Annotated in this window: 28 protein-coding genes; 8 read left to right on the forward strand and 20 right to left on the reverse strand. The window is 68.4% G+C overall.

The annotated features are described in order from the left end of the window. The first annotated feature begins 2 nt into the window (after nt 1–2). Nucleotides 3–497, forward strand: coding sequence for a GNAT family N-acetyltransferase (locus VFA08_10000; protein HYZ13921.1), 495 nt, complete (start codon nt 3–5; stop codon nt 495–497). Here the strand turns inward: VFA08_10000 and VFA08_10005 are convergent. The 11 genes from VFA08_10005 to VFA08_10055 form a co-directional block, all read right to left on the reverse strand. Further along, complete coding sequence (locus VFA08_10005) at nt 494–1,753, reverse strand: isochorismate synthase (GenBank protein ID HYZ13922.1); 1,260 nt, start codon at nt 1,751–1,753, stop codon at nt 494–496. The genes VFA08_10000 and VFA08_10005 overlap by 4 nt on opposite strands. Beyond that, a complete protein-coding gene (locus VFA08_10010; protein HYZ13923.1) occupies nt 1,750–2,442 on the reverse strand; it encodes a ubiquinone/menaquinone biosynthesis methyltransferase in 693 nt (230 codons plus the stop codon). Before VFA08_10010 ends, VFA08_10005 begins: the two co-directional genes overlap by 4 nt. Next, complete coding sequence (locus VFA08_10015; protein ID HYZ13924.1) at nt 2,439–3,137, reverse strand: MerR family transcriptional regulator; 699 nt, start codon at nt 3,135–3,137, stop codon at nt 2,439–2,441. Before VFA08_10015 ends, VFA08_10010 begins: the two co-directional genes overlap by 4 nt. A 60-nt stretch (nt 3,138–3,197) precedes the next feature. Continuing rightward, nucleotides 3,198–4,007: a zf-HC2 domain-containing protein gene (locus VFA08_10020; GenBank protein HYZ13925.1), complete on the reverse strand. Its 810-nt coding sequence runs from the start codon at nt 4,005–4,007 to the stop codon at nt 3,198–3,200. Further along, nucleotides 4,004–4,657 carry a sigma-70 family RNA polymerase sigma factor gene (locus tag VFA08_10025; protein HYZ13926.1) on the reverse strand — a complete coding sequence of 218 codons (654 nt, stop codon included), beginning with the start codon at nt 4,655–4,657 and terminating at the stop codon, nt 4,004–4,006. Before VFA08_10025 ends, VFA08_10020 begins: the two co-directional genes overlap by 4 nt. Next, nucleotides 4,650–6,077, reverse strand: coding sequence for a serine/threonine-protein kinase (locus tag VFA08_10030; protein ID HYZ13927.1), 1,428 nt, complete (start codon nt 6,075–6,077; stop codon nt 4,650–4,652). Before VFA08_10030 ends, VFA08_10025 begins: the two co-directional genes overlap by 8 nt. 76 nt (nt 6,078–6,153) lie before the next feature. After that, nucleotides 6,154–6,555 (reverse strand): hypothetical protein, encoded by a 402-nt coding sequence (locus VFA08_10035; protein HYZ13928.1) that lies wholly within the window; start codon nt 6,553–6,555, stop codon nt 6,154–6,156. Then, on the reverse strand, nt 6,552–8,237 hold the full coding sequence (gene murJ, locus VFA08_10040) for a murein biosynthesis integral membrane protein MurJ (GenBank protein HYZ13929.1): 1,686 nt from the start codon (nt 8,235–8,237) through the stop codon (nt 6,552–6,554). Before murJ ends, VFA08_10035 begins: the two co-directional genes overlap by 4 nt. After that, complete coding sequence (locus VFA08_10045; GenBank protein HYZ13930.1) at nt 8,201–10,228, reverse strand: DUF6049 family protein; 2,028 nt, start codon at nt 10,226–10,228, stop codon at nt 8,201–8,203. Before VFA08_10045 ends, murJ begins: the two co-directional genes overlap by 37 nt. Before the next feature lie 16 nt (nt 10,229–10,244). Next, nucleotides 10,245–11,021, reverse strand: a complete 777-nt coding sequence (locus VFA08_10050) for a sulfite exporter TauE/SafE family protein (protein HYZ13931.1) — start codon at nt 11,019–11,021, stop codon at nt 10,245–10,247. Continuing rightward, nucleotides 11,018–11,443, reverse strand: a complete 426-nt coding sequence (locus VFA08_10055; protein ID HYZ13932.1) for an NUDIX domain-containing protein — start codon at nt 11,441–11,443, stop codon at nt 11,018–11,020. The genes VFA08_10050 and VFA08_10055 overlap by 4 nt, the downstream gene beginning before the upstream one ends. A gap of 42 nt (nt 11,444–11,485) precedes the next feature. Between VFA08_10055 and VFA08_10060 the strand changes: the two genes are divergently transcribed. Then, entirely contained in the window at nt 11,486–12,160 is a 675-nt protein-coding gene (locus tag VFA08_10060) for a DedA family protein (protein ID HYZ13933.1), read from the forward strand. Between the two features lie 22 nt (nt 12,161–12,182). Here the strand turns inward: VFA08_10060 and VFA08_10065 are convergent, their stop codons facing one another. Further along, the gene (locus VFA08_10065; protein HYZ13934.1) at nt 12,183–12,557 is read right to left on the reverse strand and encodes a hypothetical protein; all 375 of its coding nucleotides are present in this window, start codon (nt 12,555–12,557) and stop codon (nt 12,183–12,185) included. 33 nt (nt 12,558–12,590) lie between these two features. Here VFA08_10065 and VFA08_10070 point away from each other — a divergent pair, with 33 nt between their 5' ends. Further along, complete coding sequence (locus VFA08_10070) at nt 12,591–14,021, forward strand: CCA tRNA nucleotidyltransferase (GenBank protein HYZ13935.1); 1,431 nt, start codon at nt 12,591–12,593, stop codon at nt 14,019–14,021. 34 nt (nt 14,022–14,055) lie between these two features. Here VFA08_10070 and VFA08_10075 read toward each other — a convergent pair whose 3' ends face one another. The 6 genes from VFA08_10075 to sodN all read right to left on the reverse strand — a co-directional run bounded on the left by VFA08_10075 (nt 14,056) and on the right by sodN (nt 18,601). After that, a complete protein-coding gene (locus VFA08_10075; GenBank protein ID HYZ13936.1) occupies nt 14,056–15,129 on the reverse strand; it encodes an ABC transporter ATP-binding protein in 1,074 nt (357 codons plus the stop codon). Between the two features lie 16 nt (nt 15,130–15,145). Continuing rightward, a complete protein-coding gene (locus VFA08_10080) occupies nt 15,146–15,937 on the reverse strand; it encodes an ABC transporter permease (GenBank protein HYZ13937.1) in 792 nt (263 codons plus the stop codon). Further along, nucleotides 15,915–16,682, reverse strand: coding sequence for a molybdate ABC transporter substrate-binding protein (modA, locus tag VFA08_10085; protein HYZ13938.1), 768 nt, complete (start codon nt 16,680–16,682; stop codon nt 15,915–15,917). The genes VFA08_10080 and modA overlap by 23 nt, the downstream gene beginning before the upstream one ends. Further along, nucleotides 16,679–17,068, reverse strand: coding sequence for a TOBE domain-containing protein (locus tag VFA08_10090; GenBank protein ID HYZ13939.1), 390 nt, complete (start codon nt 17,066–17,068; stop codon nt 16,679–16,681). The genes modA and VFA08_10090 overlap by 4 nt, the downstream gene beginning before the upstream one ends. Before the next feature lie 62 nt (nt 17,069–17,130). Further along, nucleotides 17,131–18,105, reverse strand: a complete 975-nt coding sequence (locus VFA08_10095; protein ID HYZ13940.1) for a DUF933 domain-containing protein — start codon at nt 18,103–18,105, stop codon at nt 17,131–17,133. A 79-nt stretch (nt 18,106–18,184) separates the two neighbouring features. Further along, the gene (gene sodN, locus VFA08_10100) at nt 18,185–18,601 is read right to left on the reverse strand and encodes a superoxide dismutase, Ni (protein ID HYZ13941.1); all 417 of its coding nucleotides are present in this window, start codon (nt 18,599–18,601) and stop codon (nt 18,185–18,187) included. Here sodN and lepB point away from each other — a divergent pair. The 3 genes from lepB to VFA08_10115 all read left to right on the forward strand — a co-directional run bounded on the left by lepB (nt 18,600) and on the right by VFA08_10115 (nt 20,167). Continuing rightward, the gene (gene lepB, locus VFA08_10105; protein HYZ13942.1) at nt 18,600–19,109 is read left to right on the forward strand and encodes a signal peptidase I; all 510 of its coding nucleotides are present in this window, start codon (nt 18,600–18,602) and stop codon (nt 19,107–19,109) included. The genes sodN and lepB overlap by 2 nt on opposite strands. 228 nt (nt 19,110–19,337) lie before the next feature. Next, nucleotides 19,338–19,568 carry a sulfurtransferase TusA family protein gene (locus VFA08_10110; protein ID HYZ13943.1) on the forward strand — a complete coding sequence of 77 codons (231 nt, stop codon included), beginning with the start codon at nt 19,338–19,340 and terminating at the stop codon, nt 19,566–19,568. A gap of 5 nt (nt 19,569–19,573) precedes the next feature. Then, nucleotides 19,574–20,167, forward strand: coding sequence for a DsrE/DsrF/DrsH-like family protein (locus tag VFA08_10115; protein HYZ13944.1), 594 nt, complete (start codon nt 19,574–19,576; stop codon nt 20,165–20,167). Nucleotides 20,168–20,194: 27 nt separating this feature from the next. Here the strand turns inward: VFA08_10115 and VFA08_10120 are convergent, their stop codons facing one another. After that, nucleotides 20,195–21,037 (reverse strand): M15 family metallopeptidase, encoded by an 843-nt coding sequence (locus tag VFA08_10120; GenBank protein HYZ13945.1) that lies wholly within the window; start codon nt 21,035–21,037, stop codon nt 20,195–20,197. A 109-nt stretch (nt 21,038–21,146) separates the two neighbouring features. Between VFA08_10120 and VFA08_10125 the strand changes: the two genes are divergently transcribed. Together VFA08_10125 and VFA08_10130 are read left to right on the forward strand one after the other, a co-directional pair. Beyond that, the gene (locus tag VFA08_10125; protein ID HYZ13946.1) at nt 21,147–21,587 is read left to right on the forward strand and encodes a MarR family transcriptional regulator; all 441 of its coding nucleotides are present in this window, start codon (nt 21,147–21,149) and stop codon (nt 21,585–21,587) included. Next, on the forward strand, nt 21,584–22,912 hold the full coding sequence (locus VFA08_10130) for an MFS transporter (GenBank protein ID HYZ13947.1): 1,329 nt from the start codon (nt 21,584–21,586) through the stop codon (nt 22,910–22,912). Before VFA08_10125 ends, VFA08_10130 begins: the two co-directional genes overlap by 4 nt. Here VFA08_10130 and VFA08_10135 read toward each other — a convergent pair. Beyond that, the gene (locus VFA08_10135; protein HYZ13948.1) at nt 22,822–24,288 is read right to left on the reverse strand and encodes an MFS transporter; all 1,467 of its coding nucleotides are present in this window, start codon (nt 24,286–24,288) and stop codon (nt 22,822–22,824) included. The genes VFA08_10130 and VFA08_10135 overlap by 91 nt on opposite strands. Nucleotides 24,289–24,306 lie beyond the last annotated feature (18 nt).

Consider the following 24,306-nt stretch of genomic DNA (forward strand, 5'->3'; position numbering starts at 1 on the left):
CGATGACGCTCCCGCCTCCGGAGGGCCACGTCGTGCGAGAGGCGACGGTTCGCGACGCGGATGAACTTGCGCGGCTCCGATGGCAGTTCCGCATCGAGGCCGGTACGCAGCGGTCGATCACGGTCGAGTCGTTCGTCGACGAAATGGTGTCGTTCGTGCAGGACGCGCTTGGCGGACAACAGTGGAAGGCGTTCGTTGCCGAGCGAGACGGCCCCCTCATCGGATGCGTTTGGGTCCAGTTCGTGGAGCGTGTTCCGCATCCGAACCTTCGCCGCGGCGAGCGTCCCATCGCGTATATCACGAACATGTACGTGGAGCCTGAACTTCGCAACGGTGGTGTCGGGGGGGCGCTCCTCGATGCAGCCGTGGGGTGCGCGCAGAGTCGGGGTGCGAGCGGCGCGATCCTGTGGCCCAGCGAGCGATCCGTTCCGTTCTACCGGCGTGCCGGGTTCGGCGACGAGGACGCTCCGCTTGCGCTGCCGCTCGAGGGCGACTAGCCCCAGCGAAGCGCGTCGAGCAGCGCGCGGAACTTTCGTTCGGTCTCGTCGACCTCGGCCTCGGGAACCGAATCCGCGACGATGCCCGCCCCGGCGAACAGGCGCGCCGTCTTGCCGGTGATCTCGGCGCACCGAAGGGCGATCGCCCACTCGCCGTCTCCGTTGGCGTCGACCCATCCCACCGGGCCGGCGTACGCGCCGCGATCGATCGGTTCGAGCTCGGCGAGCGCTTCGCGCGCCTCTTCACGCGGGGTTCCGCACACTGCGGGCGTCGGGTGCAGCGCCGCGACGAGCTCGAGCACGCTGACGCCCGGGTCGTGGAGCCGGCCGCGGAACGGCGTCGCGAGGTGCCACACGTTCGCGGTTCCGAGGAGCTCGGGCTCGTGCGGATGCTCCAGCTCGTCACAGAACGCGCCGAGCACATGTCCCACGTCCTCGACAACGACGCGATGCTCCTCGCGCTCCTTCTCGGAACGGAACAGCTTGTCGGCCGAAGCGCGGTCTCGCGACGCATCGCCGAACCGCTGCGCCGAGCCCGCCAGCGGCGTCGCTCGAACGTCGCGGCCATGACGCGAAACGAGCAGCTCAGGCGACGCGCCGACGAGGATCGCTCCCGGGGGCGCCCCGAACGGCAGCGTTGCGAAGGCATAGCAGTCCGGGTCCACGGCTCGGAGCCGCCACAGAAGCTGCTTGGCGTCGAGCTCCCGTTCGGCGTCGACGATCAACGAACGAGCCAGAACCACCTTCTGGAACTCGTTTGCCCTGATCCGCTTCGTCGCGCGCTCGACCGCCGCCGCGTAGTCGTCGGGCTCCGGATCGGGGCGCAGCTGCATGTCGGCGAACGGCGCGAATGGGATCGCTCGGCCGGTCCACCGCTCGCGCGGCGTATCGAGTGGCGCGAGACCCGCCGGCACGACGTCGATCTGCCACGTCTCTCCCGCATCGCGTCGTACCGCCGCACGCTCCGGGATCGCCGCCTCGGCAGCCGTGTCGTCTCCGAACGGGATCGCCGCAACGGCGACCGGAGCCGGCGCGTTCTCGTCGCGACGGATCTCCCCGAGGAGGTCGGCGAGCATCCGTGACATCCGAAGGATCCGTTCGGGCCCCGCTTCGATCGAGATTGTGTGCGCCACCCCGATCCCGGACACGCCCAGACCGGATCTCTCGAAGAAGAATCCACCCACCTGATAGTTCGCCAGGAGATCGAATGACGGACCGAGCTTCGAGGCCCGCGCGACGAGAGCCGGATCGCTCACGACCGCGTTCCGGCGACGATCTGGGCCACTCCGCCGGCGAGCGGCACGCGAGCTGCGTCGGCGAATCCCACCGAGCGCATCGATGCGACCAGCTCGTCTGGCTTCGGCAGGTAGGCCATCGAACGAGGGAGGTATCGGTAGGCGTCTCGATCTGAGAGCGCGCCGCCGATCATCGGAACGATCCGACCGAAGTACACGCGGTGGCCGGCTCGCATGAGACGCCCCTCCGGTTCGCTCGTCTCGAGGAACGCCGCGCGACCGCCGCGACGCAGGATCCGCGCGACCTCCGTGAACAGCGCGCCCACGTCGGTCACGTTCCGTAACGCGAAGCCGCAGGTTGCGCCGTCGATCGTTCCGTCCGAGATCGGCAGCCTAAGGATGTCGGCCTGGACCAGCGGCACGCTGGTCGTCGCGTTGACGAGCATCCCGCGCGAGAAGTCGAACCCCACGGCTCGATAGCCGTTCCGCTCGAGCTCGTTGCACAGATCGCCCGTCCCGCACGCGAGGTCCGCGACCCGAGCGCCGCCGGGAAGGCGCAGTTCGCGAACCGTTCGACGGCGCCACCCCACGTCCATGCCGAACGTCATGACCCGGTTCACCAGGTCGTAGCGGTGAGCGACGCGGTCGAACATCGCGCGCACCGTCGTGACCTTCTCATCCCCAACTGGGAGATCGTCGCTTTGCGTCACCGGAGCCGGTCCTCCGCCTCCGCCAGAAGCACGCGCCTGAAGTGATTGGCCACGAGATTCGTCACGGCGGGAAGCAGCGAGTCGAAGGCGTCGACGAGCTGAGCGGCGGCCGCGTCGTCTGAGGAGGCAGTGTCGGCGATCGGTCTCCTCACGTGTTGGTCGAACATCTCGACGGCGCGGGTGGCGAGGTGAACCATCGCGTCGTTGGCGTCTCTGGCGAGCGACAGGAGCTCGCCGACCGGCAGTCCGAACTCGAGCAGCCGGAGCGCTGCCCGGACCATGTCGATATCTGCCGTCGTGTAGCGCTCGATGCCCTCGACCGTTCGACCCAGCTTGATGCCCTCGCGCTCCACCGCCTGGATCAACGATGCGGGGACTCCGCTGCGCCGCGCGAACTCGTCCAGCGTGAGGAGGTCGTCCCGCTCCCCGTCACCGCGAGCGGCGTGGACCGCGGCGGCAAGGTCAACGTCGGCGCGGCCGAGCTCGCCGTCGAGCACGCGCTTGATCGCGGCGAGCGTGAATCCCTTCCTCTGGAGCTCCCGGACCTCCCGGATTCGGTCGGCGTGCTCGTCTCCGTACCAGGCATGCCGGCCCTCGCGACGCGGCGCCTGGAGCAGCCCACGCGTCTGGTAGTAGCGGACGGTGTCGACCGAGACATCGCAGAAAGCGGCGAGCTCCTCGACGCGGTATCTCACGACCCGTCACTCTACGAGTGCCCGCTCGCACCGTGCGGCGGCACCGAGGGGCAGGTGTGGTCAGACGGGCTGGGTGGCGGACGAGAGGATCTGGCAGTCCCGACGATCCACGACCCAGACGATGACGCTGTCGGCGGGCTGTCCCTCGCCGGAGCTGTCGAGGAGTGCGGCGAAATAGGCCGGAGTTCCCGCGAACCTCGCTTCGATGATGGACAGGAGCCGATCTCCCGGGTCGTCGAGGGGGACCTCCGCGGACCGCAGACACTCGATCGCCGGGGCGGCGGTGACCAGATCGGCGGCGGCGCTCGCCGCCATCGTCGCGCCGGCGGCCGACCCGCCTCCGGAGGCGGTTCCGGCCTGGGGAGCGGCCTCCTCCCCGTTGTCGCCGACGCGAGCCGTCCGCGCGGCCTGCTCCGCGAATTCGCGGACGTCGGCCTCTGCGTAGTTGCGATCCCGCTTCTCGATGACGTCGAGCTGTTCCGGCTCCGCGGCCGCTTCGGAGGCCGCCATGCCGGCGCGCCCGCCTTCCGCTCGGATCGCCGGATCGGCGCCGTTCCCGCCGACGTTCAGCGCGAAGACCAGGACGAGGGCGGCGGCCGCAGCGATACCGGCGCCCCACTGCAAGCGCTGCCAGACGACGGTACGGCGGCGCTCGAACCGACGTTCCGCCTCCGCCAGGACTGGGCCTGTGACGCCGAGGGGGACCGGACGTTCCTCGAGTGTGGCCAGCGCTGAGACTGCTTTCTGAGCAAGCTCGAGCTCCTCCCGGCAGACCGCACACGTCGAAAGGTGCTCGTGGAGCAGGGCACGCTCGCGTTCCGCGAGCGTGCCCTCGACGTAGTCGGCAAGGAGCTGGTCAGGATGGGTCATCGGGGCATCGTTTCGTCAGACGGCCCGGGAGCGCGGGGACGTTCCCGCTCCACGGCGCCCGGCGTGACGTCGGCAGTGAGCGCCGACCCGCGCCGACCCACCCGCTCCGTTCCGAGGGCCTTGGCCAGTGCCACCCGACCGCGATGCAGCCGGGATTTCACCGTTCCGACGGCGATCCCGAGGATCGCCGCGACCTCGTCCTGAGGCAGGTCCTGAACGTCGTGGAGCACCATCACCGCGCGAAAGTCCTCCGGAACCTGCATGAGCGCGCGTTGAACGTCGATCGACAGCACGACGTCGTCGGAGTGGTCCGGATGCGGCACCGGCTCGGGTGCGGGGAGATCCTCGTTGCCTCGCTCGAGCATCGGTTGTCGCTGCCGCTTGCGCAGCAGGTCGTAGCACGCGTTGACCGTGACGCGATGCATCCACGTCGTGAACGCCGCTTCACCTCGGAATGACGACAGCTTGCGGAGGGCAGTGAGGAACGCGTCCTGTGCCGCGTCCCGCGCGTCCTCTTCTCGCCCGGTCATCCGAAGCGCGAGGTTGTAGACGCGGCGTTCGTGACGTTCCACGAGGATGGCGAAGGCTCCACCGTCTCCCGACAGGTAGCGCCGGACGAGATCCTCGTCTCGGTCGGGCGCCTCAGGCAGCCTCGACCACCGCCCGGAACTCGGCGATCTCGGCGCGGATCCCGTCCTCCACGCGGACGACCGTGGTGATCCAGACCAACACGTACCGGCCCTCGCCGACGAGTTCGCCCCGCGTGTCCGACTCTGCGACGTTCGGCGAGCCGACCTCACCGAGGAGCGATTCGGGGTCGTCTCCCACTGCTGTGTGGAACACGTACCCGGCGTTCGGCGCGATGAGCCGGAACCCGGTTACGGCTCGCTGCTCGCCGAGGTCGAACACGAGTCCGACGCCCTGCTTGCGCAGGCTTCCGTCGAAGTAGTTCTCCGAACGCCACGCCGTCGACGGATCGCCATCCACCGCGTACGGCGCCGTCGAATCGTTCTCGCTGCCGTCGCCGAACGGATCGAACGTCGCGACCGCCGCCGGCGTTACGACTTCGGTCAAGGGCTCGCTCGGCCCCACGAGAGGTTCCGCCGGCCGGATGCCGAGTGGGCCACCCACCTCGAGGCGACCGAACCACAAACCGAGCCCGATGACGGCGGCTGCGACCGCCGCGATGGCGAACGGAGCGGCGACCCAGGTACGCAACCACTCGAGCGGCGACGCTTCCTCGAGCACGTCGTCCCGAGCCGAGACCGAAAGGCCATGCCGCGTCTGGTGGAGGGCGGCCGAGAACGCGCGGGCATCCGGGAACCGGTCACAGGGATCGGGCGCGAGCGCCCGCGTGGTGACTCGATCCACTGCCCGCGGCACGTCAGATCGGATCGCGCGTGGGGAAGATCGCCCCGCGGGGGCCTCGCCCGTCAGCAGCTCGAACACGAGCGCCCCTACGGCGAACACGTCGGCGCGTGCGTCGATCTCGGGATCGTCGATCTCCGACGACGCCCTCGCCGCGACCTCGGGTGCCACTCGCTCGCCGATGAAACGAGTGGACTCTCGGGGCTTCCCCTCGACGACGGCCGAAGGGATGCCGAGCCCGGTGACCGACGCGGTTCCGTCGGCCTTGACGACGACGTCGTCGACCCCGATGCCCAGATGCAGCACACCGCCGTCGTGGGCAAGGGCCAGCGCGTCCAGAACGGCCACCCCGACACGAACGGCGACGTCGATGTCGAGCGGACCGTCGCGACGAAGCACCTCCCTTGCGGTCTCGCCATCGACGTGCTCGCGGACGAGGAACAGGATCCCGTCCTCCTCTCCGGTATCGAGCAGTCGCGCGATGCCCCGACCCGAGACCTTCGCCACGCGCTTTCTCTCCTCGAACAGGCACGCGGCGAACATGTCGTCGTCGCCGAGAGCCGGATGGATCAGCGTGACCGCGACGTCGCGACCGAGCAATCGATCCCGAGCCCGCACCGTCGTCCCCGCGGCGCACCTAACGAGCTCCTCCTCGAGGACGTATCGATCGGCGATGACGGTCGCGCCGTGCTGCGTCTGCATGCCCTGAGTGTATGCCCGGCCGTGTTGCCAACAGCTGATGCGCGCGAGCTCCGAGCGGCGCGCGGAGCGCAGGTTGTCAGCCCGGCGACGCCGTCGCCGTCGATGTGACAGCCGTCAGGTCGTCGAGCAATCCGATCCGCCCGGCGACGAGCGTTCCCGCGTCCGTGGTGACGACAACAGTGATCTTGCCCCGACGGGAGACCGTGACATCGTCCACACAGGCGTCGCCTTCGGCAGCAGCGACCGTCTCGACGACAGTACTTCTGGCCCGCCGTCGTTCGCCGGTTTCCTCGAATCGATCTACGCCCGCCCGCGCCGCATCTTGCGCGAGGTTCGCGTTGCGAAGGTACGCGATGCCGATCGATCCGCCGTCCCACAGGGCCACAAAAAGTATGGCCAACGCAAGGAGCCAGATGATGAACAGCTTGCCGACGAGCCCGCCGTCGTCGCCGAGATGCGAACCGTAACCCGCGGTCATCGTCTCCACCGTCCGACGAGCTGCCTCCTGACCGCGTCCACCTCCTCGATGCCGAGCGCGCTCGACCCCACGAGGAACACCACGAGTCCGGCAGCGACCGCGGTAAGCACCTGCAGAGACTGCGCCCCGATCGTCTCCGTTCCGACGGCTTCGCCCAGGGCCCACGCCACGACCCATGCCACGCCGGCGGTCGCGACGCCCACGAGCGCGCTGCGGCCGATGCTCTCGAGGACGCGTCCTCCGCCCAACCCGCCGAGCCGCTGCCCGATCAGGACGGTGAGTATCGTCCCACCGAACACATACGACGCGGCGTGGCCGAGCGCCAGCCCCGGTACGCCGAGATCGAGCACGAAGAACAGGAACAGGTCCACGGCGACGTTGATCGCGACCGCCACGAGATTCACCACGGCCGGCGTTCGTGTGTCTTGCATGGCGTAGTAGCCGCGGAGCAGCAGCTGGAACACCGAGAACGGGAACAGTCCGACGGAGAACGCCACGAGGACGTCCGAGACGAGCTCGCCGCTCCGCGGGCCCGCGACGCCGTGTTCGAGAAGCAAGCGCACGATCGGCCTGGCCAGGACGAGGTAGCCGAGCGCAGCGGGAATCACGATCGCCGCCGTAGCCCGGATTCCTTGCGCCAGCAGACGTCGGAATCCATCCGGGTCCTGATCCGCCCAGCGCCCCGACATCGCAGGCAGAAGCGCGGTGAAGATGGAGACGGCGAAGATCGCGTGCGGGAGTTGGAACAGGATGAAGGCGCTCGCGTACGCGGTGTATCCACCTGCGATCCGGTCGGCGAGCACGATGACGACGAGCAGTCCGGCCTGGTTCGCGGCGACGTACAGCAGGATCCATTTCGCCAGATGCGACATGCGCCGAACGGCGGCGTGTGCGAACCCCAACCGCGGCGCGAAGCTGAATCCTGTCGCCCGCAGTGCCGGCCACAGGGCGATCGTCATCGCGGCGACACCGGCCGTCGTCCCGATGGCCAGCACGTACTTCTGGGCGGTCGTCGCGAGCTCGGGGGATCCCAACGGCGGGTCGTCCATCGCGGCGAACGCGAGGAACGTCGCGATCACCACCAGGTTGTTGAGGATCGGCGCGAACATCGGCACCGCGAACCGGCGATGCGCCTGAAGCAGGCCGATCGCGATCGCCCCGATCCCGTAGAAGACGACCTGGGGCATGAACCAGCGAAGGAAGAACGTCGAGTATTCGCGGACGATCGCTTGGTCCGTCGACGGCACGCCGATCGTGTACAGGTCGACGATCCACGGTGCGAGCGCGATCGCCACGAGCGCCACTCCCGATAGCACGAGGAACGCGATCGTCAGGAGCCTCCGGACGACGTCCCACGCCTCGTCCCGTCCGCGTTCCTGCAACCACTCGACGACGACGGGGACGACGACGGACGTGAGGATTCCGCCGAGCACGAGCTCGTACACGATGTTCGGGGTGATGTTCGCGACGTTGTACGCGTCGGGGAGACGCGACTCGGCGATCCCGATGGCGAACGCCATCGCCGCGAGACGAAGGAACCCTGTCAAGCGCGAGAGCGCCGTTCCGAGCGACATGACCGCGGTGTTGCGAACGAACGCGGTCCCCGATTCCTCCGCCGGCGGGTCCGTCTCCGGCGGCTGTGGGTTCACGACGTCCGGCGTGGGATGAACCTCCTCGCCCACAACCCCAGCAGCACGAGACCGGCGGCGATCGTGATCAACAACGCGATCCGGTTGTACACCGTCGACCGGATGGTGAGCTGTCGTGTGGCGATGATGCGCCCGGCTGGCGCCAGAACGTTGAGCTCGGCTCGGAAACGTCCTGTGGATCGCGCGTTCACGCGGAATGTGACCGTTCGAGATTCACGCGGCCGGAGCTCGAGATCCTGCTCCGGGGGAGTTCCGAGCAGGAAGTCCGACGTGAGCTGCAGGCGCACACGGAGCGCTGAATCCGCGCCGTTCCGCACGGTGACCGGGATCCCGCTCCCCGTGCTCGACGTCAGCGTGATGTTGTCCACCGTGTCGATCGTCACCGAGCGGAACACGGCGGAAACCGAGTCGTGAACGCCTGCGATGAACGCCAGACCGCCCCCGGGATCCGAGAGGAACTGACGGGACTCCGCCAGCAGGAGCGTGCCCTCCAGCCGATCGGGCTCGTCGCTTTCGCCCACGATGATGTCCCGGAACGTCGAGATGCGACGCCGGGCCTGCCGCAGCTCATTCACGTACGTGAAATCGAACAGGCTCGGCGACGTCGGCGCGAGCACCGACGGTTCCGCCGGAACGAACGTCGTCGTCAACTCCTCGACGTGCATCGGCGTGAGCCATGGTGCACTGGCGATCGCTCGGGTGAAGGGAACGTAGAAGCGGCCGGGAAGGGTCGCGTCCTCAGGCACGACGAGCGCGAGGCCCCGGACCAATCCGGGTTGCTCCTGCCAGATCGACGCGAGCGCGCCGACGACGATCTGCGCGTCGCGAACAGGATCGCCCGTCGCGCCAGAGGATTCGAGCAACCCCGCGACGGCCGGATCGGGGACGACCGCGTGGATCTCGCCGTCGTCGCCCAGCGTCGCCGCGGGCGGGCCCGCGAAGCCTTGCGGATGCGGCTCTGCTTCGACGGTCTCGGGCCCAACGATGACGGTTGAGATGCCGGCCGCCGCGAGCTCGCGGATCGTCGCGTCGTCGATGGCGCTGTCGGGCGGACGAAGGACGCCTGACACGGGTGTCGTCTCGAGAAGTGTCGACACGACGTCTCGTCCGCGCTCCAGTTGCTCGGGCAGGTCCTGACCGAGTCCTCCCGCGAGGAGTGACGGGAGCTCGGGAGCCGAGAACGGCATGGCGCTCACGCGCACGTTCGGCGCGGCGGCGATCTCTTGGAGGTCGGCGAGGGCATCAGCGGCGTCGCGTGCGCCGTCATCGCCCGCATCCACGCGTCGAATCTCGCCCGCGACGATGACCTTGTACCCGTCGCGCATCATCGCCAGCTGACGGAGCAGCATCGGCGACACGGCGACGTCCACGACGGGTTGCGGAGGCCTCGTTGCCAGCGCCCGGAGTGCGCGGATCTGTGACGAGAGCGCTCCGCGGGGAGCGAGTCTTTGCTCGAGCGAAGTCGACGTGAACACGCCGTCCGGTCCGAACTCGATCGGATTATCCAGAACGAACGTCCACGACAGCCCCAGCGGTGTCTCGGGTCGGCGAACCAGGAACACGACCGGCGTCCGGATCGCACCGAGCGACGTCGTCCCGCTGCGCAGCTCGATCTTCAACGGGTAGACGCCGGAATCGTCCGGATTGATGCCACCCGAGTCGAGCGGGAAGGTGAGCTCGAAGTCTCGCGAATCGTTCGAGCCGATGGCGTCCTCGCGCGGGTACGTTTCTGCGGCGAGCGGGAACTGTGGATCGGAGATCAGCGCCTCCTCCAACGCAGTCCTCGATATCAGCCGACCGTAGAGCGTCACGAGGATGGAAAGCTCATCGAGCGGCTCGGCGCCGAAGTTCTCGGCGCGGAACCGGATGAGGAGCTCACGCCCGTCCTCTTCGTACGAGGAGTTCCACGGCGTTTGTGACAGGAGCGTCAGCCGGATCGACGTCGTCTGTTGCGCGGCAACGACCGGCATGTCCAAGACGACGCCGAGCGACAGAAGAGACAGGAGCAGCACGAGCTTGCGCATCGCCGGCCGCATCATCCTATCCACCGTCTCCCACGAGGGAGACGATCTGCTCGATGCCGTAGACGACGGCGATGGCGACGAGGAACGCACCGACGGCGAACCGCAGCGTGCGTTCCCGTGCCCCGAGCGCGATCCGTGATCCAAGCCACGCGCCGGGGATCACGCCCACCACCAGCACGAGGAAGATCGTCCAGTCGATGTGACCGAGCGCGGCGTGGACGAGCGTCCCGGGGACGACGAGCGCGGCGATGAGCACGAGCGATGTCCCGAGCGCGCGTTTGAGCGGCATGCCGATCAACAACGTGAGCGCCGGGACGATGATGATTCCGCCTCCCACGCCGAGCAGGCCCGACGCGAATCCCGCCCCGAACGCGATCGCCCCGTACTTCCACACGGGGGTCTTCCCCTTCTCCCACGGCGTCGTCGGCGTACGCCCCCGGATGACCTGCGTGCCTGAGAGGCCGATCAGCGCCGACGCCACGAGGAGCAGCACGTGCGGGTTCACGAACGTCGTGAGGTAGGCGCCGATCGTCGCGCCGACGACGCCCGGTCCGGCTCCCCACCGCGCGGCGCGATAGCTCACCTCTCCCGCGCGAGCGTATGCGTACGCTGCCATGACCGACGTGGGAAAGATCACGGGCAGCGGCGTCGCCACGGCCTGGATGGGCGAACCACCGAGGAGCGCGTACACCGCCGGTTGCGTGATCACGCCGCCGCCCACACCGAATAGTCCCGACAGCGTCCCGGCCACGAGTCCGACGACCACGCCGAGCGCGATCTGCAGCGAGTTCACGAAAGCATCTCGACCGCACGTTCGACGAGCTCGCGTTCACCGCGGAAGCTCGTGCGCTTGACCGCTCGCTGTGCGGGAAACCAGCGCACGTCCTCCATCTCGTCGTCGTGGTTGGAGACGTCGCCACCGGTGGCGCGCATCAGATAGAACCGAACCTGCTTGCGAACGCGCACGCCCTCCCAAACGTAGAAGTACCGGACGGTCCCCAGATCCTGTTCGATCTCGGCCTGAAGCCCCGTTTCCTCGGCGACCTCTCGAAGCGCGGCTTCCTCGGGCGCCTCTTCGAGTTCGATAAGCCCCTTCGGAAGGCCCCACGCAAGGTCGCCGCGTCGGGTCCGTCGGGCGGCGAGACAGATCTCGACTTCGTCGTGGACGCGCCGATACACGACGCCGCCGGCGGACATCTCGGTGCGCGTCTTCATGTGCGACGGTCGGCGGAATGCCCCTCCCTATACTTGCCGACCGTGCTCGAACGGGTCATCGACTTCCTCCGCCCGTACCTCGACGCGCCGTGGGGATACGTCGTCGTTGGGCTCGCGACGTTTCTGGAGAACTCGATCGGCGCTGGCGTGATCGTCCCCGGCGAGACGCTGGTCCTCCTCGGCGGAGTGTACGCGGCGATCGGCGATCTCTGGCTGCCGCTCGTCATCGTCATCGTCGTCGTCGGCGCGGTGCTCGGCGACAACCTCGGGTACTTGATCGGCCGCCGGTACGGGCGCGGGTTCCTGGAGCGGTACGGCCGCCGACTGTTCGTAACCCCTGAGCGGATTGCCGCCGCCGAACGCTACTACGCGACGCACGGTGGGAAGACGATCTTCTTCGCGCGGTTCATTCCGGTCGTTCGGAGCGTGGGGTTCATCGTCGCGGGCGTCGCTCATATGGAGTGGAAGCGCTTCTTCCTCTATGACGTCGCGGGCTCGCTGGTGTGGGGCATTACGCACTCCTTCATCGGTTACGCGTTGGGGGCCAGCTACGAGCGGTGGGCCAGGTACTCGACCCCCGCCGGTATCGCCATCCTGGCGGTGCTCGTCCTCCTCATCATGGGCTCGAAGTTCCTGGGTGCCCGGCGAACGATCGACCGGGAGCTCGATCGAGCGGACGACGAGCTTCTCGAACACGACTCCGATCGAGTGGAGTGACGTCGTGGACATTGCGGAGCCTTCACTTGCCGGGCTGATTCTCGCCGGCCGCGCGGCGGGCGGCGCGTTCCATCGGATGTCGCCGGTAACCGAACGGGATCGCCAGCGCCAGGTACACCGGAACGAACAGCGGTCCCCATAGCATCGACTGCCGGACGTGGTGTCGCTCGTGCGCGAGCAGACGTCCCTCAACCGGTGCGGCCGAAACGATCACGAACCCGAGCGTCATCGCGGTGCGGTTCATCGCTCGCAGCAGCCGCGTCACGCCGCGAGGCCCACGGTCGAACACGATCGCGCCGCCGTGGATCCGAGGCGTCTGGAACGTGAGCGCGCCGACCACGAGACCGAGCAACGTGTTCGGCATCGCCCACACGAACCCCAGCCCCTCGAGCAGCACGCGCGCACGCTATCCGACGACGGAATCGGGACGGTGAGCAGGGGTATCCTGGCCGCCATGGCCGACCCGTCGCGACCGGGCGGCGCCGTCGTGCAGGTCCCAGCCCTGGCCAAGGAGATGGGCGAGCGCTTTCGGCTCGCCGGGCACGAGCTGTATCTGGTCGGCGGCATCGTCCGGGACCTGTTGCTCGATCGCGTGCGCGAGGACGCGGACCTGGACTTCGCCACCGATGCCTTGCCGCGTGAGACCACTCGACTCCTCCGCGACTGGGCCGAGCGAAACGTTCGCCTCGTCGGCGTCAAGTACGGGACGGTCGCGGCTCGTCGCGGCGATCGCCTCGTCGAGGTGACGACCTTCCGCCAGGAGGTCTACGCGCAGGAACACCGCAAGCCCTCGGTCACGTTCGGCAAGGACATCGAAACGGACCTGTCGCGCCGTGACTTCACCGTGAACGCGATGGCCGTTCGGCTTCCCGACGGCGAGTTCGTCGACCCGTTCGGTGGCGTGAAGGATCTCGCCGCGCACCGGCTCGATACGCCGCTCGACCCCGACATCTCCTTCAGCGACGACCCGCTACGGATGCTTCGGGCGGCGCGGTTCGCCTCGCAGCTCGAGTTCGTCCCGGCGCCGCGCGTGGTCGATTCGGTCTCCCGGCTGCGAACACGGTTGGGGATCGTGTCGGCCGAGCGGATCTCCGACGAACTGTCGAAGCTGTTGCTCGGCGCGAAGCCCTCGAAGGGGCTCGAGCTGATCGTCGACACGGGTCTCGCCGACGAGTTCGTTCCGGAGCTTCCGGCGCTCCGGCTCGAACAAGACCCGGTCCAACGCCACAAGGACGTGCTGCATCACACGTACGCCGTCGTCGAACGCGTCGAGCCGGACCTGACGCTCCGCCTCGCCGCGCTGCTGCACGACGTCGGAAAGCCGAAGACGCGACAGATCACACCCGAAGGCGTCTCGTTCCACCACCACGAGGTGGTCGGCGCTCGCATGGCGCGAGACCGACTTACCACGCTTCGATATCCGACGCACGTCGTCGACGACGTGTCGCGGCTGGTCGAGATGCACCTGCGGTTCCACGGCTACAGCGAATGGACCGACAGCGCGGTTCGCCGATACGTGCGCGACGCAGGTCCGCTCCTCGATCGGCTGAACCAGCTGACACGCGCCGACTGCACGACGCAGAACCGGTTCAAGGCGAAGAAGCTCGAGGCACTGCAGGACGACCTCGAAGACCGCATCGCGCGCCTGGCCGAAGAGGAGAACCTCGAGTCGATGCGCTCACCGCTGAACGGCGACCAGGTCATGAACCATCTCGGCATCGGGCCGGGACCCGCCGTCGGACACGCGCTGGACTTCCTGATGGAGCTGCGGCTCGAACGCGGACCGGTCGACGAGGACGAGGCATACCGGCTTCTCGACGATTGGTGGAGCGAGCAGGGGGACGGCTCGGCTAGCGGGTAACGACGAGACGCCGCAGACATGCGGTGGCCCGCGTTCAGAGCGGGTGCACGTCGACCTCCACGGCCTTGAACGACGCCCACGTCTCGACGCCGTCGCGGAGTCCAAGGCGCTCAACCGATCCTGCGGTGATCTCCGCGGTCAGCTCGGGCGACGTCGCCAACCGCACGCGTGCCCGTTGGCCGTCGATGACGACCGAACGAACCACGCCGCGAAGCACGTTTCGCGCCGAGCCCGTGGGACGCTCGATCGAAAGGGTGACGTCGGGAGGTCGGAGCACGCCGATCACGTCACCGCGCTCGTACCACTCGGGCCAGGGAACGATGATCCGGCCGCCGTCGGTGACGATCGCGCCTGACCCGTCCTCGAGCCTCTCGAGCCCACCCCGGAAGGCGTTGACGCCGACGAGGTCCGCCGCGTACCGGGTTCGCGGCCTGGTCCGGATCGCGTCCGGCGTCCCCACGTCCGTGATCCGTCCGTCTTCGAGGAGGACGAGCCGGTCGGCGAGGATCGTCGCCTCCATGGGGTCGTGCGTCACGATGATCCGGATCCCCGGGAAGCGACGGAGCTCCTCGCGGAGGAGGTCGCGGATCCGTGTTCGCGCCCCGACGTCGAGCGCCGAGAGCGGCTCGTCGAGCAGCAGGAGCTTCGGTTCCGCGACCAGCGCGCGGGCCAGCGCGACGCGCTGCGCTTCGCCGCCGGATAGCTCGGATGGACGTGCGTGCGCACGCTGGTCCACGTCGAGGCGCTCGAGGAGTCCGTGCGCGCGCCGGTGTGCTTCGGAGCGAGCGACCGCTCGGGCGCGAAGGGGGAACGCGACGTTCTCCAGCGCCGACAGGTGCGGGAACAGCAGCAGCTCCTGGAAGACGACGCCGACGGGTCGTCGTTCAGAAGGGACGTGAGTCCCCGATCCCGCGTCGTCGAGCACGCTGCCCTCGAGCTCGATCCGGCCGCGGACCGGCGGCAGGAGGCCGGCGATGGTCGCGACCAGCGTCGACTTGCCGGAACCGTTCGGCCCGAGCAGCGCGACGGTCTCGCCCGCAGCCGCCTCGAACGCAGCCTCGACGTCGAACGAGTCTCGTCGAGCGACCACGTCGACCGCGATGGTCACAGGCCCGCCACGAGGTTCATCGCAGGAACCGTCCGCGTAGCCCGAAGATGACGACGAACGCGACGGTGATGAGCAGGAGTGAGAGTCCGAACGCGGCATCGGGGTCGGTCTGGAGCCGTTCGAATACCGCGAGTGGAAGCGTCTGCGTTCGCCCGCGGAGGTTCCCGGCGAAGGTGATCGTGGCGCCGAACTCGCCGAGCGCCCGCGCCCACGACAACACGGCCGCCGCCGCGATCTGTGGCGCGAGGAGCGGAAGCGTGATGCGGCGAAGCACATATCCGCGCGACGCTCCGAGCGTCGACGCGGCGTCCTCGAGCCGATCGTCCAGGCCGCGCAGCCCGGCTTCGAGCGCGAGCACCGCTAGTGGGAACGAGACGAACCAGGCCGCGAGGACCGCCGCCCCCGACGTGAACGTCAGCTGAAGTTCGAACCACTCGTCGAGGAGCGACCCAACGACACCGCGCCGGCCGAACGCGGCCAGCAGCCCGACGCCGGCGACGACGGGCGGCATGACCAGGGGCATCACGACGAGCGCGCGAACCAGCGTCTTCCCGGCGAACGGCCGGCGGGCGAGCAACCACGCCAGGGGGAACCCGGTGACGAGCGAAAGCATCGAAGCAGTCGTGGCGACGACGAGCGACAGCCGCAGCGCCGTGAGGGCTGCGTCGTCGCCAAGCACCTCGCCAATGCGCGACCACGGTGCTCGGAGCAGCAGGCCGATCATCGGAAGCGCGACGAGGGCGATCCCGATCGCGGTAAGCGGGATCCACGCCGCGGGCGCGCGGCTACTCGGCCGGGAGGAAGCCATGGTCGGCAAGCGCACGTTGCCCCGGCCCCAGCACGAACTCGACGAACTCGCGCGCGACGTCCGGTCGATTGGAGTCGGCGATGACGGCGATCGGATACGTCGCGATCACGTTCACGTCGTCGGGGATCTCGACGACGGAGATCCGGCCGGCAACCTCGGCCGTCACGTCGGTGACGTATGCGATCCCGGCATCGGCCTCGCCGGTCAGCACCTTGGTGACGACGCCCGCGACGTCCTCCTCGTTCGAAACGATGTTCGCCAGCGCCGCATCGGCGATGCTCGCATTTGCCAGGATCTCGCGCGCGTAGTTGCCGGCGGGAACGCCTTCGGCAGCGAGCACGAGCTGCACTCCGTCGGTAGCGAGGTCGTCGATTTCATGGATGTTCGCCGGGTTATCGGCCGGGACGATGACGGCAAGGCGGTTCCGCGCGAAGTTCGTTCGTCTCCTCACCCCGGGGCCGCGTTCGCCGATCGCGTCCATCCACGCCGGGCTCGCCGACGCGAACACGTCGACGGGAGCGCCTTCGACGATCTGGGTGGCGAGTCCGTCGGACGGACCGAACGTGAACGCCACCGCGACGCCGGTCTCTTCCTGGAATTCGGCGCCGATCTGGGTGAACGCCGCGGTGAGCGACGCCGCGGCGGCGACGGTCAGCTCGCGATCGTCGTCGCTCGAGGCGCTTCCTTCGCAGGCCGCGGCGACGAGCGCGGCGGCGAGCGCGATGACCAGCACGCGGCGACTCACTCGTCGATCTCGACCATGACGTTGGTCGCCTTCACCGTCGCCACCGCGCGCATGCCCGGTTCGAGGCCCATCTCGTCGACGGCCTCGCGCGTCACGAACGCGAGGACCCGATGCGGGCCCGCCAGGATCTCCACGGTTGCGGCCAGGCCGTCGCGCTTGACCTCTGTCACGACGCCGGGGAACCGGTTGCGAACGCTCGCCGAGGTGACACGAGGACGTTCCCGCCGGTCCGAAAGGAGTCGGGCAACCTCGCCCGCCGGCACGAGGCGCTGCCCGCCGGCCGAGCGCGCGGTGGTCAGCTTTCCCTCGCGCTCCCACCGCCGCAGCGTCTCGACCCGAACGCCGAGCATGGCCGCCGCCTCGCCGATCCGGTACCCCTCCGCCATGGATCGCCCGACGATAGCACTGTTTACCTTGACACAGTGAGCGGAAAATCTTGCTATGGAGTCTAGACGGCGAAGCGGACGTGGAGGACGTCGCCCTCGCGGACTACGTACTCCTTGCCCTCCACGCGGACGAGGCCCCTCGCTTTCGCGGCGTCCATCGACCCGGCCGCGACCAGGTCGTCGTAGCCGATCACATCGGCGCGGATGAATCCGCGTTCCAGGTCCGTGTGGATCACGCCGGCGGCCTCGGGCGCCTTAGCGCCGCGGCGGACCTCCCAGGCCCGCGTCTCGTCCTCTCCCGTCGTGAGGAACGTGATGAGGTCGAGAGCGCCGTATCCCGCGCGGATGACCTTGTCGAGACCCGGCTCGTGCACACCGAACTCGTCGAGCAGTACTCGCGCCTCATCGGGATCCATCTCCGCCGTCTCGGCCTCGATCGACGCGTACACGCCCACAGCGCCGTCCGGCAGATCGGGCGGGACGTCCGTTCCCTCTTCGAGGTTCGCCACGACCACCTCGGGCTTCAACGTCAGCGGAGCGAGGGCCCTGAGGAGATGAACCTCGTCGGTCGCCAGGCCGCCGGCGCGCAACGGCGTCTCGGCCGCGAGCGCAGCGTTCGCTTTCTCCAACGCGTCGACCTCGGTCGCCTGACGGCGCGCGCTTTTCCTCGCTCGCTCGAGCGCCGATTCGACGACGACTTGGTCGGCGAGCAACAGATCGGCCCGGACCTCCTCGAGCTCAGCCGCGGGCGACGTGTCCGGTCCGAACGAACGGACGACGATGGCGAGCGCGTCCGCTTCACGCAGCTTCGCGATCCCCTGTGCGCTCGACGTTCCACCCGGCACGTCGACGAACGCGACCTGCGCGTGAACGGTCTTTCGCGACCGTTCGATCTCGGTGAGCACGTCGAGACGCGAATCGGGTACCGGAACCACGGCCCGGTTCGCCTGCCCACCGTGTCCGCCTGTTCGAGTGAGCGCGGTGAACAGCGTCGATTTGCCGCTGAACGCCACGCCGACGAGGCCGATGTCCTTCACGAGACGAGGCTAATGACGCACCGGCGCGTTCGTACGCGGCGCTACGAGGTGATGCCCGAGTCGGACTCCGCGGAACGAGCTACGACTTGGTTTCCCAGAAGATCTTGCCGAGCTCGTCGATCGCGTCGAGCAGCTTCTGTCCCTGCGTCGGGTCCTGCGACTTCTTCGACAGACCCGCTTCTTTGGTGGCCTTCCAGAACTTGTCGTGCAGGTCCGGATACTTCTCGATGTGCTCGGGCTTGAAATAGTCGGTCCACAGCACCCACAGGTGATGCTTCACCAGGTCGGCGCGTTCTTCCTTGACGATGAGGCACCGCGACTTGTAGTCCTCCGCTGTCTCGCTCGCCATCTTGAACTTCTCCGCGTCCTGATACCGCGTCTGGATCGCCTTTACCGACTCGGCTTCGATGCGCGCCTGCGCCGGATCGTAGACGCCGCACGGGACGTCGCAATGCGCGTGGACGACGCGGGACGGTCTGAGCAAAGCTTCGAGCATGGACGTTCCCCCTCCTCGAGACGGAGATCCTTCCGACCGAACCTATCATCGGCGTCGCGATCGACGGAAGGCGGCGCGCTCGGCGCAACGGTCAGGTCGACGATCGCTCGGCGTCGCGGTCGCGTTCACCGCGGTGGCGGCGTACACGTTCGCGCGCTGGCGACCGTACCGAGTGGAGATCAGCGGCGGGTCGATGCGACCTGCGCTCGAGCCGGGAGAGTGGGCGCTCGCCACGCCGGCCTCGAGGTTCCGTCGCGGCGACGTGGTGGTCGTCGAGCACCCCGAGCGTGAGTCGTTCGAGATGGTGAAGCGCGTCATCGGTGTTCCCGGCGACCGAGCGCCGAACGGCGGCGTGCTCGGTGAAGGGGAGTTCTGGGTCCAGGGCGACTCGCCGAACGAGTCGACGGACAGCCGTTCGTTCGGATCCGTCCGGCACGAGAACCTGAAGGCCAGAGTGCGGCTCGTGTACTGGCCGCTCGAGCGCCGCCGCCTCGTTCGAAGCGGTTAGGACGGATCCCTACTCCTCCAGGCGCCGACCGGGGGGGCGATTTTCGGTCTGGCCGTGACCCGTCAACGGCGGTAGGATTTGCACCTGCAAATGATCAGGACACGCTGCCGTGGCCTCGTGGGGGCGATGATCCCCGACCGGCGTTGCTGTCCTGCACCGCGCCGCGACGGCCGATAGGCCTCGCGAACCCATCCGGTTCCACCTCTCGAACCCCTCCGGAGGCACCCGATGAAGACCATTTCCATCACCGTCGACGCTCGAGGGCAGTCGTGCCCGGGGCCGCTGGTCACGCTCCACAAGGCGCTGAAGGGCGCGCAGCGTGGCGACCTGCTCGAGCTCCTGGCGACCGATCCCGGAGCGCGATCCGACGTGCCGAGCTGGGCGAAGCTGTCGGGCAACGAGCTCGTCGAGTCGACCGAGTCCGACGGGCTGTTGCGATTCGTGATCAGGAAGGCGTGAGTCCGATGAGTGAAACGACGACGAACGGCACGGACACAGCGAACGGGCTCGACCAGGCCGCGCTCCGGGAGCTGATCGACCGAGCGCTCGACGAGCGCGCCGCGGACGACGGCTACAACAAGAAGAACAAGATCACGATCATCGCGTGGGACGGCCACCTCGATCGGATCTGGCCGACGCTGATCCTGTCGTCGACCGCGGCGGCGTCCGGCATGGAGGTGAGCGTCTTCTTCACGTTCTGGGGCCTGTTCCCGCTCGTGAAGCCGGAGCGCCGACGGAAGACCGGCAAGGATTGGATGACGAAGGCGCTCGGGACGATGAATCCCGGCTCGACCCAGAAGGCGAAGCTCTCCCGGTACAACTTCGCGGGGATGGGGCCGTGGATGCTCGGCAAGGTCGCCGAGAACTACAAGACCCCACACCCCACCGAGCTGCTCGAGCTCAGCCGGGAGATGGGCGTTCGCTTGATCCCCTGCCAGATGACGATGGACCTCATGGGCGTGAAGAAGGAAGACCTGATCGACGGGCTCGAGGAGCCGATCGGCGCGGCAACCGCGCTCCTCGAGATGAAGGAGAGCGCGATCCAACTGTTCATCTGATCGCGTTCGAGTTCCGTCGGCCGAGGGTCAACGGCCGAGCAGCGAGAAGTGCATGTAGTCCTTGCCGCTGCTCCATCGCCCGCCCCACTCCCATCCGATCGCCGCGAACGAACGCACGACGACGTCGCCGTCGTGGATCATGCCGATCAGGTCGCGTGAACGGTCCACGTACGGGCGCGCGAACCGGTTGCGGACCCATCCGTGGGAGCTGACGTACGGGTTCTGAACCGGGTTGACGTCGACGGCCAGGCCGTACGAGTGCTGCGAGAACGTCGTTCCCGCACCGGCGGGCGTAACCACGACCCGACAGTTGAACGACGCGGTGACGCTGCGGCGAGTGTGGGGATCCGTCTCCAGACGAGACTCCTTGAACTCACGCGCCAGGCCGACGCGCTTGAGGGGGAACTCGGCTTCGAAGAGTCGTTCGAACACGCCGAGCACGTCCTCGGCGACGTTGGCGTTGATGACCATCGGTCCCCGCTTGATCTGGCCGTCGAAGCCGACGTAGTTGAAGCGAAGAAGGCGGAGTCCCGACATGGGTACGGGACACCCGGGATGCCACGTCGTTCCGCGCATCTCGCTCGCGAGCGATGGGGGGATTGGCGAGATACGCCCGGCGAAGCGAGCCCGCTCGGCTTCGGCCGGGGAGGCGGACGGGCTCGGGGACGGTGTCTCGTCGACTTCTTCGGCGCCGGCGCTCGGCGTCGCCGTTGGCGAAGGCGGCGACGCTTCGGTCCCAGGCGCGATTCCCGTCGATCCGGTTCGGGTCTCCGGGCCGCGTGAGCACGCCACGGCGACCACGGCGACGAGGAGCAGCGCGAGAACTCGAGCGGAGTGCCTCGGGGCCATCGCCCAGAGTGTGCCATCCACGCTCGGGAGACCCTCACGATCCGGGGCCGGTTCCGAGCGCGGTCCGTGGAAGGAGCCCTCCGGCGGTTCCTACGCGACGCTAATTAGCGTTGCGTAGTATCATGTCACCGTGCCTACCACGACCGACCTCGACATCCCGGCCCTGGCAGCTCGGCTTCGCTTGGGCGTCACCCGCCTCGCCCGACGCCTGCGACAGGAGGCGGGAGCCGGCATCACCCCCTCGATGCTCTCCGCGCTCTCCACGCTGGACCGGCGAGGACCGCTCACCATGCGCGATCTCTGCGCCGCAGAGAAAGTTCAGCCACCGACGATGACGCGGATCGTGGCCGCGCTCGTCGAGGCAGGCCTCGCGGCCCGAAATCCGGATCCGAGTGACGGGCGTGTGGCGTGGGTTCGCCTCACGCCGGCGGGGCGGAAGCTGATCGACCGCGTCCGCCGCCGCAAGGACGAGTACCTCGCGAGGGCGATGCGAGACCTCGAGCCCGACGAGCTTGCGGCGCTGGAGGACGCGGCGGCGATCCTCGAGCGGATCACGGGGGGTCAGGTTTGACCCGAGTCGGCCTGACCGTCCACCGCACGTTCCACTCGATGCGGCACCGGAACTTCCGCATGTTCTTCATCGGGCAGGCGATCTCGGTCACCGGAACGTGGATGCAGATGGTGGCGACCGCGTGGCTCGTGCTGCAACTCACCGGAAGCGGGGTCGCCCTCGGCGTCGAGACGGCACTGGCCTTCGGGCCCATCCTGTTTCTCGGCGCGTGGGGCGGCATGGTCGCCGACCGACACGACAAGCGAAGGATCCTCGTCGTCACGCAGACGGCGTTCGGCCTGCTGGCGCTCACTCTCTTCGTGCTGGTCGCGACCGACGTCGTCGAGCTGTGGCTGGTGTTCGCGGTTGCGCTCGGCCAGGGCATCATCACGTCGATCGACATGCCGACGCGACAGAGCTTTGTCGCCGAGATGGTCGAGCAGCGCGACCTGACGAACGCCGTCAGCCTGAACAGCGCGGTCTTCACCGGCACACGAATCGTGGGACCGGCCCTCGCCGGCGTGCTGATCGCCGGCGTGGGGATGGAGTGGTGCTTCCTGCTGAACGGCGTGTCGTATCTCGGCGCGATCGGCGCGCTCTCGCTGATGCGCCGCGAGGAGCTGCGCCCTCAGCGCGCGCCGCGTGCCGCGCGCGCCATTCGCGACGGACTGCGCTACGTGTGGGGGACGCGCGAGCTGCGACGGCCGCTCGTCCTCATGTCGGTCCTCTATCTCTTCTCGTTCAACTTCTCGGTCCTGTTCCCGCTGTTCGCTGAGCGCTCTCTCGGGGGCGACGCCGGAACGCTCGGCACGCTGTTCTCGTTGATGGGCGTCGGATCGTTCGTGGCCGCGCTCGTGCTCGCCGGACGCGCGAACGCGAACGAGCGCAGGTTGGCCGTCGCCGCGTCGGCCGTCGGTCTGGTCACCCTCGTCGTCGCGTTCGCGCCCACCGCGCAGTCGGCGTTCGTGGCGATGGTCGCCCTCGGCGCAGCAGCGATCGCGTTCCTGATCACGGCGAACTCGACGCTCCAGCTCACCGCGCCACCAGAGATGCGCGGGCGCGTGATGGCCCTCTACGGCATCGTCTTCCTCGGCTCCACGCCGATCGGCGGTCCCATCGCCGGGTGGGTCGGTGAGCATCTCGGGCCGCGCGTTGGTCTCGCCGGCGGCGGCCTCATCGCGGTCGTCACGGGCGTACTCGGGTTGTGGCTCCTCTTTCGGCGCGAGCGCACCTCGCGGCTAGCGGAGGAGATCGATCAGCCGAGCTCGCGGTCGATCCGCCAGCCGGCGTCCTTCGCTCCGCGCGAGACCTCGACGACAGTGCCGTCGGCGAGCGCCAGTCGGTAGCGCATCCGCCGCTCGCCGGCTCGCTCGTCGAGCCACCGGCGTTCGACCGTGACCGGCTCCTCGGCGCCACCCCACTCGACGGCGCGCGGCTCCTCTTCTGCGCGGCCGCCCTCGTAAAAGCGGATCCTGAGCTCGGGGACGCGTCCGATCCACAGCGGCAGCACGGGTGACCACAGGATGAACAGGATGCCGACGATGGCCACCGTCCACGCCTCGCCGAGCGCCGGTAGCAGCGGGATCGCCAGGAACGCGGCGACGACGCGCGATGCGTTGTATGCGACGTCGTACACGGCGAACACGCGCCCGCGGTAGCCGTCTGGGAGCGCCTCCTGCACGAGCGTGTCCACGGGGATCTTCTTCCACGCGAACGTCACGCCAACCGCTGCGCTTGCCAGCAGCACGCTCCACTCGTTGATCGACGTCGAGACGGGGAGGAGCGACACGCCGCCGAGGAGGAACGCGAAGGCGACGATGCGCTCCTTCGTGAAGCGCTCCTCGAGCTTCCCGACCGTGGCGATGCCGATCAGCACGCCGACGCCTCCAGCGCCGACGAGGTTCGAGAACGACGCCACTCCCTGTTCGAACCGGTCGCGGAAGACGAACAGCGACAGCACCAGCACCACTCCTTGGCCCATCTGGTCGAGCGTGATCGACGTGATCGGCCCGAGCGCCCTCGGCGTGTGCGCCAGCCGCCCGATGCCGTCCCTGAACTCCCGCACGACTCGGCGGAGCTCGTCCGGCACCGCCGCCTCCGGCAGCACGTGGGGGCGGAGCGGGGTCGAGATCCGAGTGGCGATCACCGATGCGACAACCCATTCCGCCCCGGCGAGCCCGATCACGACGCCCTGGCCGATGGCGCCTTCGCCGAGGAGGTCGACGACCCAACCGCCGGCGAACACTCCCGCCAGGAGTGCGACGGTTCCCCCGACGATCGAGATCGAGTTCGCGATGAGCAGATCCTCCGTCGGCACGACCCGAGGAATGACTGCCACAGCGGTCGCCAGGTAGAAGCGGTTCACCGAAAGCACCCACAAGACGCCGAGATAGAACGGGAGCGCAGCCGTCTCCGGGTTGAACATCGCGAGCCATACGAGCGCGGTTCGCAGGAGCGGCGCCACGACGAGAATGCGCCGTCTCGACCACCGATCGATGAACACACCGGTGAACGGCCCCACCACGGAGAAAGGCAGCAAGATGACGAGCGTCGCGACGGCGAACCCGACGGTGGTGCTCTGCTCCTCCGGCGAGAAGACGACCGATGCGATGAGCGCGGCCTGAAACAGGCCGTCGGCCGACTGCGAAACCAGACGGATCGCGAAGAGCCGCCGGAAGTCGGCGCTCTGGAGCGCGTCGCGGGCACGCGCGATCGTGCCCATCATGGGAGTACCGACTGA

Source organism: Actinomycetota bacterium, assembly GCA_035640355.1.
Taxonomy (GTDB): domain Bacteria; phylum Actinomycetota; class UBA4738; order UBA4738; family HRBIN12; genus CALGFI01.